General features: G+C 53.3%; 15 protein-coding genes. 8 read left to right on the plus strand and 7 right to left on the minus strand.

Annotation, left to right across the window (positions count from 1 at the left end):
* Nucleotides 1-28 precede the first annotated feature (28 nt).
* The 5 genes from ftsZ to mutT all read left to right on the plus strand — a co-directional run bounded on the left by ftsZ (nucleotide 29) and on the right by mutT (nucleotide 6,198).
* Complete coding sequence (ftsZ, locus tag ACFX4U_RS15165) at nucleotides 29-1,177, plus strand: cell division protein FtsZ (protein ID WP_007373153.1); 1,149 nt, start codon at nucleotides 29-31, stop codon at nucleotides 1,175-1,177.
* A 100-nt stretch (nucleotides 1,178-1,277) separates the two neighbouring features.
* Complete coding sequence (gene lpxC, locus ACFX4U_RS15170; protein WP_313510053.1) at nucleotides 1,278-2,195, plus strand: UDP-3-O-acyl-N-acetylglucosamine deacetylase; 918 nt, start codon at nucleotides 1,278-1,280, stop codon at nucleotides 2,193-2,195.
* 279 nt (nucleotides 2,196-2,474) lie between these two features.
* Nucleotides 2,475-2,981: a secA translation cis-regulator SecM gene (secM, locus tag ACFX4U_RS15175; protein ID WP_305737106.1), complete on the plus strand. Its 507-nt coding sequence runs from the start codon at nucleotides 2,475-2,477 to the stop codon at nucleotides 2,979-2,981.
* A 62-nt stretch (nucleotides 2,982-3,043) separates the two neighbouring features.
* Nucleotides 3,044-5,749 carry a preprotein translocase subunit SecA gene (gene secA, locus ACFX4U_RS15180; protein ID WP_313510057.1) on the plus strand — a complete coding sequence of 902 codons (2,706 nt, stop codon included), beginning with the start codon at nucleotides 3,044-3,046 and terminating at the stop codon, nucleotides 5,747-5,749.
* Nucleotides 5,750-5,808: 59 nt separating this feature from the next.
* Nucleotides 5,809-6,198 carry an 8-oxo-dGTP diphosphatase MutT gene (gene mutT, locus ACFX4U_RS15185; RefSeq protein ID WP_313510060.1) on the plus strand — a complete coding sequence of 130 codons (390 nt, stop codon included), beginning with the start codon at nucleotides 5,809-5,811 and terminating at the stop codon, nucleotides 6,196-6,198.
* A gap of 27 nt (nucleotides 6,199-6,225) precedes the next feature.
* Here mutT and yacG read toward each other — a convergent pair whose 3' ends face one another.
* Genes yacG through coaE form a run of 3 tightly spaced genes read right to left on the minus strand, consistent with a single transcriptional unit; the run spans nucleotide 6,226 to nucleotide 7,795 of the window.
* Entirely contained in the window at nucleotides 6,226-6,420 is a 195-nt protein-coding gene (gene yacG / locus ACFX4U_RS15190; RefSeq protein WP_017457937.1) for a DNA gyrase inhibitor YacG, read from the minus strand.
* Between the two features lie 11 nt (nucleotides 6,421-6,431).
* Nucleotides 6,432-7,175 (minus strand): cell division protein ZapD, encoded by a 744-nt coding sequence (gene zapD, locus ACFX4U_RS15195; RefSeq protein ID WP_380218373.1) that lies wholly within the window; start codon nucleotides 7,173-7,175, stop codon nucleotides 6,432-6,434.
* A complete protein-coding gene (gene coaE, locus ACFX4U_RS15200; protein WP_313510062.1) occupies nucleotides 7,175-7,795 on the minus strand; it encodes a dephospho-CoA kinase in 621 nt (206 codons plus the stop codon). Before coaE ends, zapD begins: the two co-directional genes overlap by 1 nt.
* A 319-nt stretch (nucleotides 7,796-8,114) precedes the next feature.
* Between coaE and ACFX4U_RS15205 the strand changes: the two genes are divergently transcribed.
* Entirely contained in the window at nucleotides 8,115-9,158 is a 1,044-nt protein-coding gene (locus ACFX4U_RS15205) for a GMP reductase (RefSeq protein ID WP_313510065.1), read from the plus strand.
* 32 nt (nucleotides 9,159-9,190) lie between these two features.
* On the opposite strand, the gene hofC is transcribed toward ACFX4U_RS15205, so the two are convergent.
* The 4 genes from hofC to nadC all read right to left on the minus strand — a co-directional run bounded on the left by hofC (nucleotide 9,191) and on the right by nadC (nucleotide 13,290).
* Nucleotides 9,191-10,393, minus strand: a complete 1,203-nt coding sequence (gene hofC, locus ACFX4U_RS15210; RefSeq protein ID WP_313510067.1) for a protein transport protein HofC — start codon at nucleotides 10,391-10,393, stop codon at nucleotides 9,191-9,193.
* A complete protein-coding gene (gene gspE / locus ACFX4U_RS15215; RefSeq protein ID WP_313510070.1) occupies nucleotides 10,383-11,777 on the minus strand; it encodes a type II secretion system protein GspE in 1,395 nt (464 codons plus the stop codon). The genes hofC and gspE overlap by 11 nt, the downstream gene beginning before the upstream one ends.
* Nucleotides 11,778-11,786: 9 nt before the next feature.
* Nucleotides 11,787-12,221 (minus strand): prepilin peptidase-dependent pilin, encoded by a 435-nt coding sequence (gene ppdD / locus ACFX4U_RS15220; protein WP_017457943.1) that lies wholly within the window; start codon nucleotides 12,219-12,221, stop codon nucleotides 11,787-11,789.
* Nucleotides 12,222-12,396: 175 nt separating this feature from the next.
* Nucleotides 12,397-13,290, minus strand: coding sequence for a carboxylating nicotinate-nucleotide diphosphorylase (gene nadC / locus ACFX4U_RS15225; RefSeq protein ID WP_313510074.1), 894 nt, complete (start codon nucleotides 13,288-13,290; stop codon nucleotides 12,397-12,399).
* A 129-nt stretch (nucleotides 13,291-13,419) separates the two neighbouring features.
* On the opposite strand from nadC, the gene ampD reads away from it, so the two are divergent.
* A complete protein-coding gene (gene ampD / locus ACFX4U_RS15230; RefSeq protein ID WP_020456562.1) occupies nucleotides 13,420-13,983 on the plus strand; it encodes a 1,6-anhydro-N-acetylmuramyl-L-alanine amidase AmpD in 564 nt (187 codons plus the stop codon).
* Nucleotides 13,980-14,834 (plus strand): beta-lactamase regulator AmpE, encoded by an 855-nt coding sequence (gene ampE / locus ACFX4U_RS15235; RefSeq protein ID WP_193821797.1) that lies wholly within the window; start codon nucleotides 13,980-13,982, stop codon nucleotides 14,832-14,834. Before ampD ends, ampE begins: the two co-directional genes overlap by 4 nt.
* The last annotated feature ends 3 nt before the right edge of the window (nucleotides 14,835-14,837 follow it).

Consider the following 14,837-nt stretch of genomic DNA (forward strand, 5'->3'; position numbering starts at 1 on the left):
CAGGCGACAGGCACAACGGAGAGAGATTATGTTTGAACCGATGGAATTAACCAACGACGCGGTGATTAAAGTCATCGGCGTCGGTGGCGGCGGCGGTAACGCCGTAGAGCATATGGTGCGCGAGCGCATTGAAGGGGTTGAGTTCTTCGCGGTGAATACCGACGCTCAGGCGTTGCGTAAAACAGCGGTGGGGCAAACCATTCAGATCGGTGGTGGCATCACCAAAGGTCTGGGCGCTGGAGCAAACCCTGAAGTTGGCCGTAACGCGGCGGAAGAGGATCGTGAAGCGCTGCGCGCTGCGCTGGAAGGCGCTGACATGGTCTTTATCGCAGCGGGTATGGGCGGCGGTACCGGTACCGGTGCGGCACCTGTAGTGGCTGAAGTTGCAAAAGATCTGGGTATCCTGACCGTTGCTGTCGTGACTAAGCCTTTCAATTTTGAAGGCAAGAAGCGTATGGCATTTGCGGAGCAGGGGATCACTGAGCTGTCCAAGCATGTGGACTCGCTGATCACCATCCCTAATGACAAGCTGCTGAAAGTGCTGGGTCGTGGTATTTCGCTGCTGGATGCATTTGGCGCGGCGAATGATGTGCTGAAAGGCGCAGTGCAGGGTATTGCCGAACTGATTACCCGTCCGGGTCTGATGAACGTCGACTTTGCTGACGTGCGCACCGTGATGTCCGAAATGGGCTACGCGATGATGGGCTCTGGCGTTGCCAGCGGCGAAGATCGCGCGGAAGAAGCGGCCGAAATGGCTATTTCTAGCCCGTTGCTGGAAGATATCGATCTGTCTGGTGCGCGTGGTGTGCTGGTTAACATCACGGCGGGCTTCGACCTGCGTCTGGATGAGTTCGAGACCGTTGGTAACACTATCCGTGCGTTTGCATCGGATAACGCAACCGTGGTTATCGGTACTTCCCTTGATCCGGATATGAACGACGAACTGCGTGTTACTGTTGTAGCGACTGGTATCGGTATGGACAAGCGTCCGGAAATTACCCTGGTCACCAATAAACAAGCGCAGCAGCCAGTAATGGATCGCTATCAGCAGCACGGCATGCAGCCGATGCAGCAGGAGCAGAAACCAGCGAAAGTGGTTAACGACAATACGCCGCAGACCACTAAAGAGCCTGATTATCTGGATATTCCAGCGTTTTTGCGTAAGCAAGCAGATTAAGAATTTGCTGGAAGTTGGGCTTCGTCGCTCTTTGTGCTAAACTGGCCGTCCGATTGTGTTATACAATTTGGATGGATTGGTAATTAGGCGAGATTATACGATGATCAAACAAAGGACACTTAAACGTATCGTTCAGGCGACTGGTGTCGGTTTACATACCGGCAAGAAAGTCACACTGACGTTGCGCCCTGCGCCGGCAAATACCGGGGTCATCTATCGTCGCACTGACTTAAATCCACCGGTAGACTTCCCGGCTGATGCTAAATCTGTGCGTGATACAATGCTCTGTACTTGTCTGGTCAACGAGCATGACGTGCGGATTTCAACCGTTGAGCACTTAAATGCTGCTCTGGCTGGCTTAGGCATCGACAACATCATTGTCGAAGTTGACGCACCGGAAATTCCGATTATGGATGGCAGTGCTGCACCATTCGTTTACCTGCTGCTGGATGCAGGGCTCGAAGAGCTGAACAGCGCCAAAAAATTTGTTCGCATCAAAGAAACGGTGCGTGTTGAGGACGGTGACAAGTGGGCTGAGTTCAAACCGCATAACGGTTTTACACTCGACTTCACCATCGACTTTAACCACCCGGCAATTGATGCCAGTACGCAACGTTACGCGATGAACTTCTCTGCTGACGCGTTTATGCGCCAGATTAGTCGTGCGCGTACCTTCGGTTTCATGCGTGATATCGAATACCTCCAGTCTCGCGGACTGTGCCTGGGCGGTAGCTTCGATTGTGCCATCGTTGTTGATGATTATCGCGTACTGAACGAAGACGGCCTGCGTTTCGAAGATGAATTTGTTCGTCACAAAATGCTGGATGCAATTGGCGATCTGTTCATGTGTGGTCACAACATTATTGGTGCATTTACCGCTTATAAATCCGGTCATGCATTGAATAATAAACTGTTGCAGGCTGTTCTGGCGAAACAGGAAGCCTGGGAATATGTGACGTTCGAAGACGAAGCAGAACTGCCACTGGCATTCAAAGCCCCGTCAATAGTTCTGGCGTAACGCCATAACTTCAAAATCGACTGGTTAACCTGGCACTCTCTCCGGTCAGGGAAACCAGTCGTTTTTATTTGTGCATTTCATTAAAAACGCCGGTGCGCGGATCCAATTCAAATCCTATCTTCCCGCTTTTTCTAGTGCGACTGCTGCTTTCCTGTCCAGTTTTCTACCTTGCAACGCCCGAATACTGCTGTGGCGTGGTGGCTTTAGTGGTAAGATTTGGGGCGCAAAACGACATATACTGACGCATTTTGAGACAGGCGTTATTTTAGGGTGGAGCAAGTGAGCGGAATACTGACGCGCTGGCGACAATTTGGCAGACGCTATTTCTGGCCGCATCTCTTATTAGGGATGGTCGCGGCGAGTTTTGGTTTACCTGCGCTTGCCAGTAACACAGAAACAGCTCAGCCTGCACGCGAAACGACCCGCAATCACGATAACGCCAGTGCGGTCAATTTCAGCAGTTTTGCCTTGCTGGAAGCGAAACGCCGCCCGAACTTCACTGTCGACTATTGGCACCAGCATGCCATTCGCACCGTTATTCGCCACCTTTCGTTCGCTATGGCACCGCAAGCGCTGCCGGTGGCAACGGAAGAGCCGTTGCCGATTCAGGCACATCATCTTGCTTTGCTGGACACGCTCAGCGCGCTGCTGACGCTGGAAAGCAAGCCGCCAGCAATTGTTCGTCTTGCTGTCCCAACCTCCTTTGCTCAGCCTACCGCGTTTCGCGTTTCCACCTGGATAAGCCAGGTACAAGGTATCCGCGCCGGGCCTCAGCGTCTCAGCTAAAAAAAAGAGTCTTTTTATCCATTTTTTTAGCTCCGTAAAACGGGGCGCTTGAGATTTTTATTATGCTTACCAATTTGTTAACTAAAGTATTCGGTAGTCGTAACGATCGTACGCTGCGTCGCATGCGTAAAACTGTTGCCCAGATTAACGCCATGGAACCGGCTATGGAGCAGCTCAGCGATGACGAGCTGAAAGGTAAAACTGCTGAGTTTCGCGCGCGTCTGGAAAAAGGCGAAAGCGTAGATAGCCTGCTGCCAGAAGCATTCGCCGTCGTGCGAGAAGCGAGTAAACGCGTGTTCGGTATGCGCCATTTCGACGTGCAACTGCTGGGCGGTATGGTTCTTAACGATCGCTGTATCGCAGAGATGCGTACCGGTGAAGGTAAAACGTTAACCGCAACATTACCGGCCTACCTGAACGCCCTGAGCGGTAAAGGCGTGCACGTCGTAACGGTGAACGACTATCTGGCGCAACGTGACGCCGAAAACAACCGTCCGCTATTTGAATTCCTCGGCCTGAGCGTTGGCATCAACCTACCGGGCATGCCGTCTGTCGCTAAGCGCGAAGCCTATGCCGCTGACATTACTTACGGTACAAACAACGAATACGGTTTCGATTACCTGCGCGATAACATGGCGTTCAGCCCTGAAGAACGCGTGCAACGTAAACTGCACTACGCGCTGGTGGATGAGGTCGACTCCATCTTGATCGATGAAGCGCGTACTCCGCTGATCATCTCTGGTCCGGCGGAAGACAGCTCCGATCTGTATAAAAAAGTGAACAAAATCATTCCGCACCTGATTCGTCAGGAGAAAGAAGATTCTGACACTTTCCAGGGCGAAGGCCACTTCTCGGTAGACGAGAAAGCGCGTCAGGTTACCCTAACCGAACGTGGTCTGGTGCTGATTGAAGAGCTGCTGGTGAAAGAAGGCATCATGGAAGAGGGTGAGTCGCTCTACTCTCCAGCGAATATCATGCTGATGCACCACGTCACTGCCGCTCTGCGTGCCCACGTGCTGTTTACCCGCGATGTGGACTACATCGTGAAAGATGGCGAAGTCATCATCGTTGACGAACATACCGGGCGTACCATGCAGGGACGTCGCTGGTCCGATGGTCTGCACCAGGCCGTTGAAGCCAAGGAAGGCGTGGAAATCCAGAATGAAAACCAGACTCTGGCCTCCATCACCTTCCAGAACTATTTCCGTCTGTATGAAAAACTCGCCGGGATGACCGGTACTGCGGATACTGAAGCGTTTGAATTCAGTTCAATTTATAAACTGGATACCGTTGTCGTTCCGACTAACCGCCCGATGATCCGTAAGGATATGGCGGATCTGGTCTATATGACCGAAGCGGAGAAAATTCAGGCGATTATCGAAGACATCAAAGAGCGTACGGCTAAAGGTCAGCCAGTTCTGGTGGGGACTATCTCCATCGAAAAATCAGAAGTTGTGTCCAATGAGCTGACAAAAGCGGGCATTAAGCACAACGTTCTGAACGCCAAATTCCACGCCAAAGAAGCAGATATCGTGGCGCAAGCGGGATACACCGGTGCGGTGACCATTGCGACCAACATGGCGGGTCGTGGTACGGATATCGTGCTGGGCGGTAGCTGGCAGGCTGAACTGGCTGAGATCGAAGATCCAACGCCTGAGCAAATCGCCAAAGTGAAAGCCGACTGGCAGGTGCGTCACGACGCAGTACTGGCGGCAGGCGGCCTGCATATTATCGGTACTGAGCGTCATGAATCACGCCGTATCGATAACCAGTTGCGTGGTCGTTCTGGTCGTCAGGGCGATGCGGGTTCCTCCCGTTTCTACCTCTCTATGGAAGATGCGCTGATGCGTATTTTCGCCTCCGACCGCGTTTCCGGCATGATGCGTAAGCTGGGGATGAAGCCGGGCGAAGCGATTGAACACCCATGGGTCACCAAAGCCATTGCCAACGCCCAGCGCAAAGTGGAAAGCCGCAACTTTGATATTCGTAAGCAACTGCTGGAATACGACGATGTGGCCAACGATCAGCGTCGCGCGATTTACACCCAGCGTAACGAATTGCTGGATGTGTCTGATGTCAGCGAAACGATTACCAGCATCCGTGAAGATGTCTTTAAAGCGACTATTGACGGCCATATTCCGCCGCAGTCGCTGGAAGAGATGTGGGATATTCCGGGCCTGCAGGAACGCCTGAAAAACGACTTCGACCTCGACCTGCCGATCGCAGAATGGCTGGATAAAGAGCCGGATCTGCATGAAGAAACTCTGCGTGAACGTATTCTGCAAAGCGCGGTAGAAACCTATCAGCGCAAAGAGGAAGTTGTTGGCGCAGAGATGATGCGTCACTTCGAAAAAGGCGTAATGTTGCAAACGCTTGATTCCCTGTGGAAAGAGCACCTGGCAGCGATGGATTATCTGCGTCAGGGTATCCACCTGCGAGGTTATGCGCAAAAAGATCCGAAGCAGGAATATAAGCGTGAATCTTTCGCCATGTTTGCTGCAATGCTGGAGTCGCTGAAATACGAAGTCATCAGCACGCTGAGTAAGGTTCAGGTGCGTATGCCGGAAGAAGTGGAAGAGATGGAGCAGCAGCGCCGTCAGGAAGCTGAACGCCTGGCGCAGATGCAGCAACTTAGCCACCAGGATGACGAATCCGCCGCTGCGGCAGAACTTGCCGCGCAAACTGGCGAACGCAAAGTTGGGCGCAACGATCCATGCCCATGTGGTTCTGGTAAAAAATACAAACAGTGCCACGGGCGTCTGGCATAACCCGTCGATAATAATTACTAAGGCGCAGATATCTGCGCCTTTTTTATGGGATCTGCAGAATGAAAATACTCAACATCGCCGTAGGGATCATCCGTAATCCACAAGGAGAAATTTTTATTACCCGCCGAGCCGCCGATGCGCATATGGCAAATAAACTGGAATTCCCGGGCGGCAAGATTGAAGCCGGTGAAACACCGGAGCAAGCCATGATCCGCGAATTACAGGAAGAAGTGGGTATAACGCCTGTTGAAACGGTACTGTTTGATAAACTGGAATATCAGTTCCCGGATCGCCATATCACGTTGTGGTTCTGGCTGGTCGAGCGCTGGGAAGGGCAGCCCTGGGGGAAAGAGGGGCAGCCAGGCGAATGGATAGCGCAGGATAAGCTGAATGCGGAAGATTTCCCGCCGGCGAATGAACCCGTTATAACCAGGCTGGCGCAGCGCTAAGCAACGCGCCAGCAAGTTCGTTGGCGATTACGGCTGCTCTTCACTCCAGTCATCGCTGTCGGAGAGATCGCCTGAACTTGGAATACGCTTCTCTTCTGCTGCCCATTCGCCTAAGTCAATAAGCTGGCAGCGTTTGGAGCAGAAGGGGCGAAACGGGCTTTCTTCACCCCAGACCACAGATTTGCCGCAGGTTGGGCAGTTAACCATCGTAGCTTCAGTCATTACGGAACTCCTTAACAGCAGGCCAGTTCAAAATCCAGCCGCTCCGGTACCAGGCTGTTTTCGCTGTCGAGGGGCATAAAACGAATAGCAAAGCGGCTCTTATGGCCGGAAATTTGTGGATATAAACGTTCTTTCAAAGGCAATTGCAGGCGCAACAGATCGGCATCTTCGCCATTATCCTGGTAAAAACCATTCAGGCTGGTCTGGCGACGAAATGGTGCAGCATTGCGAATAAGGTCGAGGATCAGAGTCAACGTTGCGCGCAGTGGCTCAAGACTCGCAAGCCATATTTCGATTTGCGCATCTCGCTGTTCTTGCGGTAAATGCAGCCACATATGCAAGGTGGGTAAATCGAAACTACAACATCCGCCGGGGATGCTCAGGCGCTGGCGCACCAGCCCAATCAGACGATCTTCACGTAATAACTGACCGATGCGCGGCGCGGTCATCAGCACAGCGCCGCTCTCTTTCAACTGCTGGCGGATAGCCTCAATACGATTAAGATCAACACCGGGCACTTCGCTCCAGGCGCGCAGTTTACGCTGCTGGCGCTCCAGTTCTTTCAGTAATTCTGTGCGGGTATCGCCCCGCTCAAACACATCCAGCAATTCACCTACGTTGCGGAAAAAATGCAATGCGCCAGCGTGATCGCTCACCGGTAAATGAACCGAAAGTTGTTGCAGTAAAAACTCAACGCGCAGCCAGGTACGCATCTTTTCGTTAAGCGGATGTTCAAAAAGGATGTGGGTGTGCATTACGGTTTTTCCTGTGATACGGCCTGCGAAGCATAGTGTAGATAGGCTGCATGCAGGCGGGCAACATCCGATGCTATCGCATCTGGTGCGCCATTATTGTCAATAACATCATCCGCGATGGCAAGTCGCGCTTCACGCGAGGCCTGGGCCGCAAGAATTTTTTCTGCATGTTCGCGGCTGACGCCATCACGCTGCATGGTGCGTGAAATCTGTGTCTCAACCGGGACGTCGATGACTAAAACGCGATCGGCTTTATCATAAAGCTGGTTTTCCACCAGCAACGGAACAACCCACAGTACATAAGGTGACGTCGCTTGCGCAATCTGGCGTTGGGTCAGTTTTTGAATAAGCGGGTGGAGCAAATCATTTAACCAGGCTTTATCGGCTGGAGAAGCAAAAATATGTTCGCGCAACAAACGACGATTCAGTGAGCCGTCCTTGTGAAGCATTTCAGCGCCGAAATGCCCGACAATGGCGCGTAATGCTTCGGTTCCGGGCTCCACAACCTGTCGTGCAATAATATCCGCGTCGATAACATTAACACCCAATGCAGCAAAGGCATTTGCCACGGTGCTTTTACCGCTGCCGATGCCGCCAGTTAACGCGACCGTATACCCCATAACGCTGAGTCCTAAAATAGCCTGCCATTGATCACTATGCGCTTTTTTCCCTGCTTTCGTAACGGTATTTTGCCGTCACTGGTAAGGGAAAAACGCAAAAGTGCTAATATAATTATTAAATTATTCAGTTAGTTGTGATTAAAGCAAGCGACAATGAAATCAATTAACCCAAATTTGCCTGTTCACCAGGTAAATTTATAGGATTGTAGCGTAAAAAAAGAGAATTTCGCAGTCTTGCGCGGCCCTTATTAGCGCGTATGATAGCGTCACTGGAGTTGTGAGTTTGTCATGTCGCCATTAACCCCAGGAATCTGCACACATGCGTATTGAAGAAGATCTGAAGTTAGGTTTTAAAGACGTTCTTATCCGCCCTAAACGTTCTACCCTTAAAAGCCGTTCCGATGTCGAACTGGAGCGCAAATTCACATTTAAACATTCCGGGATGAACTGGTCCGGCGTACCCGTTATCGCTGCCAATATGGATACCGTTGGCACGTTCGCGATGGCGAAAGCGTTGGCGACCTTCGATATTCTTACCGCTGTACACAAACACTACTCTGTTGAAGACTGGAAAGCCTTTGTTCAACGTGAGTCTGCAGATGTGCTGCGTCATGTGATGGTTTCTACTGGTACATCCGATGCTGATTTTGAAAAAACCAAACAGATCCTCGCGTTACATGCAGATCTGAATTTTGTATGCATCGATGTGGCGAACGGTTACTCAGAACATTTTGTGCAATTCGTTGCGAAAGCGCGTGAAGCCTGGCCGAATAAAACCATCTGTGCAGGTAATGTCGTAACGGGTGAAATGTGTGAGGAACTCATTCTTTCCGGCGCCGACATCGTGAAAGTGGGTATCGGCCCGGGTTCCGTATGTACCACACGTGTGAAAACTGGCGTTGGTTACCCTCAGTTGTCTGCAGTGATCGAGTGTGCCGACGCGGCTCACGGCCTCGGCGGCCAGATTGTCAGTGATGGCGGCTGTACCGTGCCTGGCGATGTGGCGAAAGCTTTCGGCGGCGGCGCGGATTTCGTCATGCTCGGCGGTATGCTGGCGGGCCATGAAGAGAGCGGTGGCACTGTCGTTGAAGAAAACGGTGAGAAATTCATGCTTTTCTATGGCATGAGCTCCGAATCCGCCATGAATCGCCACGTTGGTGGTGTTGCCGGTTACCGTGCGGCGGAAGGCAAAACCGTGAAGCTGACGCTGCGTGGCCCGGTGGAAAATACCGCTCGCGATATCCTCGGCGGTTTGCGTTCTGCCTGTACTTACGTTGGAGCTTCCCGCCTGAAAGAGCTGACCAAACGCACCACCTTTATCCGCGTTCAGGAGCAGGAAAACCGGGTTTTCAATAGCCTCTGATAGTTTTGCAGGCGCACAACGTTGCGCCTGCATTATCCGCCACCACTCATCGCATCTCCCAGATGAAAGATGGGCAAATACATTGCCACAACTAATACCCCGATAATCAGCCCCGTAACCACCAGTAATAGTGGTTCCAGCACTGCGGCCAGACCATCAGCCTGACGCTGGGTTTGCTCGCTATGATGTTGCGCCAGATTCTCCAGCATACTATCCAGCGCACCAGAAACTTCGCCTGTGCGAACGAGTTGAATACACAACGGCGGGAATTCACCGCTCTCTTGTAACGCCGCCGAAATCGCCGCCCCTTGAGTAATTTCCTGATGCGCGCGTTGCAGCACCGCCTGCCAGTAAGGGCAGGAGACGGTTTCCCGTACGCTCTCCAGTCCTTGTAAAAATGCGATCCCCGCACGCTGCGTTAGCGCCAGGACGGTAAATATCTGGCTCAGGCGCTGACCACGAATCAGCGGGCCAATGATTGGGCATGCCAGAAGTAACCGCTGTCGATGGCGTTGCCAGCCTGTATGGTTGCGCAGCATCCGTAAAACTCCGCTTGTTAATAACGCGCAAATCATCAAGGGCAGGGCCGCTTGCTGCATGATCGCAGCACCTGCAATGACGCCTCGCGTCAGCATCGGCAGCGGAGTATTGAATGTCCGGTAAATGGCCGTAAATTCCGGCAGTACCAGATAGATCATTGCCAGTACCACGGCGGCAGTCAGCGAAAGGATGATTAACGGATAGCGCAGCGCTTTTTTCACCTTAAGCGTTAGCTCTCGCTGCGCTTTTTGCTGGCTGGCGAGTTTAAAGCAGCACTCATCCAGTTTGCCGGTTAATTCCCCGGTGCGAATCATCGCCAGCCAGAGCGGTGGAAATACCTCCGGCCATTGGCGCAGCGCAGCGGAGAAGGTTTCACCTTGTTCAAGCGCTTGTGCCAGGTGGTGTAACAATGCGCGCCATTGCTTTGCAGGGTGCTGTTCTGCCAGAAGTTGTAACCCTTCCGGCAACGTTAGTCCTGCCCGCAGTAAGGTTGCCAGTTGATGAAGTAACTGGCTGCTATGTTCCGGCTTCCAGAATGCACGCCGTATAACGCAGCGTTTTATAGTAAGCGGATGAATTTGCTGTTGGTACAACAGCAACAGTGTGCTGGTACGGTTTTCGCTCCAGAACAGGCCGCTTTGCAGTTCACCGCTTTTCTCAAGCCCGGACCATTGCCAGAGTTGTTTACTTGCCATCCGGGAAACCCAATATACGCACCAGTTCCTCGAACGTGGTCAGCCCTTGTTCAACGGCGAGGCAGCCATGCTGAAAAAGCGTAGTCATCCCACCTGCGCGTGCTCGCTGTTCAATCTCATCTGCGCTGAGATCGCTGGCGATGGCCTGGCGAACGTCCGGTGTAATGGCGAGCACTTCGAATAACGCGACGCGTCCATAGAAACCGTGGTAGCACCGTTCACAACCTTCGGCGCGCCAGCGAGGCAGCGGACGCGGCCACAGATTGCCGGGCAAATGGTTGTTTTCCACTCCCAGTTTTCGGCAATGCGGGCACAGCTTTCTCACCAGCCGCTGCGCGACAACCAACGAGAGCGCGGAGGAGATCATCCAGCGTGCAACTCCCATTTGCTGGATGCGCACCAGCGTTTCGCTGGTGGAGTTGGTATGCAATGTCGACAGCACCAGGTGGCCGGTTTGTGCGGCTTTAATGGCAATTTCCGCCGTTTCGCCATCGCGGATTTCGCCGACCATGATGATATCGGGATCCTGGCGCAGTAAGGCGCGCAGCACGCTTTGAAAGGTCAACCCGGCACGCGGGTTTATTTGCGTCTGATTCAAACCATTCAGTGGGATCTCGACCGGATCTTCAACGCTACAAATGTTAACTTCCTGCTTGTTACGCGTCTGAAGTGCGCTGTATAGCGTCACTGTTTTGCCACTTCCGGTAGGTCCGGTGACCAGCAACAGCCCCTGTGGTTGCGCCAGCGCGTTATTAAAGAGTGCCATTTGTGCTTCCGTCATACCGAGGGCGGCGATTTCCAGAGCCTGGTTGACCTGGTGCAAAAGCCGTAAGACGACTTTTTCGCCGTGGCGACAGGGCAGGGTTGCGATACGAAACGAAACGGACTGCCCCGACAACTCGACATTGAACTGTCCATCCTGCGGAAGGCGTCGTTCGGCGATATCAAGATTACCGAGTACTTTTAGCCTTGCCGTCAGGGTGCTGGCAAGTGCGCCGGGGAGCGGCGACAAAGCATGCAGTACCCCGTCGACACGCAGGCGAATAACATACTGGGTTTCGCCGGGTTCGAAATGAATGTCGGAGGCGCGCAACATCAGTGCCTGTTGCAGCGTGTGGTTTAAAATTTCTACCGCAGAGCCGCTCTCTTCTTTTGATTCTTGTATTACCGGTACTGGTGGCTGCGCGGTTACCTGCTGGTGTTTATCCATCTGTTCTGGTGTCCAGCAGCGGATATCGATGCGTTTTTGCACCGCGAATTGCAGGGATTCCATCAACTCTGTGCTGGGGCTATCCACGACGGCAATAGTGAGCACATCGATTTCGTTATTGAGCACAACCGCATTGTGGCGCTGGCAGAGCGCGATAAGTTTGTCCTCTTTCATTGCTGCTCCTTAGCGTCCGGTACGGAAAACATCTTCGCAAGCCTGCTGCAGTGCGCTATCCGCTTGCGTATTACAAGTGCGCGTCCAACCCTGCATGCCTTCTGCACTGTTCCACTGCGGTGTCATGACCACGCTAAGCCCATTAAGACTTTCTTGTCCGGTCAGCGTGACGATACCTTTTGCAACGCTCATGGCAGAAACATATCGCGTGGTTGTCGGGGCAGGAATGCCATTACTACTGGCGTCGCAGGTTTCTAAGCCACCGCGCTCAAGCGCACATAACTCGATTGCGGTGCGATAGGGAACATAGGCTTGCAGCATGTCGGTTAGTGCGGCTTTACGCAGGTAGTTTTGGTAGGCGGGAATACCGATAGCGCTCAAAATCGCAATGATGCCGATAACCACCATCAGTTCAATTAAGGTGAATCCTTGTTGTCTGTTCATCAACGGCTCCTTGTTTTGAGCCGCTACTCTGTCAGCCCCTGGACTGTCTGGCGAGGCGTAAAAATAAGAGTGGGAAAAAGGCTTCCAGCGTTGTTGATGAAATTGCAGTCCACAACAAAAAAGTGCGAGATAACACGCAAAAAAAACGGGCCAGCGGCCCGTTCAAGAGCGAGGACTAGCGAAAGCGCATTGACAGGTCGAGCGCACGAACATGTTTGGTGAGCGCACCGACCGAGATGTAATCAACCCCGGTTTCGGCGTATTCGCGCAGGGTTTCCTGCGTCACGTTGCCGGAAACTTCCAGCCGCGCCTGACCGTGGGTACGCTTCACGGCTTCGCGCATTTGTTCGGTGGCGAAGTTATCCAGCATGATGATATCCGCTCCGGCTTTCAGGGCGTCATCCAGCTCTTCCAGCGATTCCACCTCGACTTCAACCGGCACATCCGGATGCATCCAGAAGGCTTGTTCAACGGCCTTACGTACAGAACCCGCGGCGATAATATGGTTCTCTTTAATCAGAAATGCATCGGAAAGGCCAAGCCGGTGGTTCGCGCCGCCGCCGCACAGCACCGCGTATTTCAGCGCGGTACGCAGCCCTGGCAGCGTTTTGCGGGTATCCAGCAGTTGTGTTTTGGTACCGCTGAGCAGATCCACATAGCGGCGCACTTCGCTGGCGACACCGGAAAGTGTCTGGACAAAATTGAGCGCGGTACGTTCGCCGGTCAGCAACACGCGCGAGGGGCCTTCAAGCTCGAATAGCGGTTGGTCGGCGCGAATTGCGTCACCATCCGCGACATGCCAGGTGATAGCAACGTCATCGCCCGCCAGTTGAATAAAAACCTCTTCAACCCAGCGCTTGCCGCAGAATACGCCGTCTTCACGGGTGATGATCACCGCATGAGAGCGGTTCTCTGGCGGTAACAATTGCGCGGTAATGTCGTTATTTGCATCGATTTCTCCACCCAGGTCTTCACGTAGCGCCTGAGCCACTGCGGCGGGGATATCCAGCTCGATGCGTTCGAGCAGCGCGTCACGTCGGTGATCGGGGTTATAGCGGCGAGGCGGCATGATAAACTCCAAAAAGGGTAACGAATCACAAAGTTAGGTGATGTCCTGCTGGCAACGCCATTACGGGACACAGTGCAAACATGCTACTCTGAAGCGTGTTTCAGCACCATCCTCTATAAGGAGTTCCTTATGCAGTTACGCAAGGGCTGGCTGGTCGAGGCGCGGCATGTGCCGTCTCCCCATTTTGATTGCCGCCCGGACGATGAACAGCCTTCATTGCTGGTGGTACATAATATTAGCTTGCCACCCGGCAAATTTGGCGGCCCCTGGATAGACGCGCTGTTCACCGGCACGCTGGATGCCAGCGCCGATCCCTTCTTCGAAGAGATTGTTCATCTGCGTGTTTCCGCGCACTGCCTGATTCGCCGCGACGGCGAAATTGTGCAGTATGTGCCTTTCGATAAACGCGCCTGGCATGCGGGTGTCTCTTCGTATCATGGGCGGGAACGCTGTAACGATTTTTCCATTGGTATCGAGCTTGAAGGCACCGATCATCTGCCTTATACCGATGCGCAATACCGCCAACTGGCGGCAGTGACACGAACGGTGATTGAGCTTTACCCGTCGATTGCCGACAATATGACCGGGCATAGCGATATCGCCCCCGAACGCAAGACCGATCCCGGGCCGGCTTTTGATTGGGCAAGATTCCGTGCGTTGGTTGCCGGTATGTCAGAAAAGGAGATGCCATGACGTTATTCACTCTGTTGCTGGTATTAGCAGCAGAACGGCTGTTTAAACTGGGCGAGCACTGGCAACTGGATCATCGGATGGAAGTGCTGTTCCGGCGGGTAAAACACTACTCCATGTTCAGAACGTTGCTGATGACCGCGCTGGCGATGCTGGTTACCTTCCTGATTTTGCGTGCATTGTATGGGCTATTTTTCAATGTGCCGCTGCTGGTGGTGTGGATTTTGCTCGGCGTGTTGTGTATCGGTGCGGGTAAAGTGCGGCTGCATTATCACGCCTATCTGAAAGCGGCGGCGCGCAATGACGCGCATGCCCACACGGCAATGGCCAATGAGCTGACGCTGATCCACGGTGTGCCGCCTGGCTGCGATGAGCGCGAGTTTCTGCGTGAGCTGCAAAACGCGCTGGTATGGATCAACTTCCGTTTTTATCTCGCGCCAATGTTCTGGTTTATCGTCGGTGCGTCGTGGGGGCCCGTGTTGCTGGTCGGTTACGCGTCATTGCGTGCGTGGCAATACTGGCTGGCGCGATACAAAACGCCAAACGAGCGTCAACAGTCGGGCATTGACGCGATTTTGCATCTGCTGGATTGGGTACCGGTGCGCCTGGCGGGTGTGGTCTATGCGCTGGTCGGGCACGGTGAAAAAGCGCTGCCGGCCTGGTTTGCATCGTTGGGCGATCGCCATACTTCGCAATACCAGGTGCTGACGCGTCTTGCGCAGTTTTCGCTGGCGCGCGAGCCGCATACCGATAAAGTCGAAACGCCGAAAGCCGCTGTCTCAATGGCGAAGAAAACGTCGCTGGTGCTGGTGGTCGTGGTGGCGCTGTTAACGATTTACGGCACGCTGATTTAACCG

It is taken from the genome of Kosakonia sp. YIM B13588 (genome assembly GCF_042788165.1).
Classification (GTDB): domain Bacteria; phylum Pseudomonadota; class Gammaproteobacteria; order Enterobacterales; family Enterobacteriaceae; genus Kosakonia; species Kosakonia sacchari.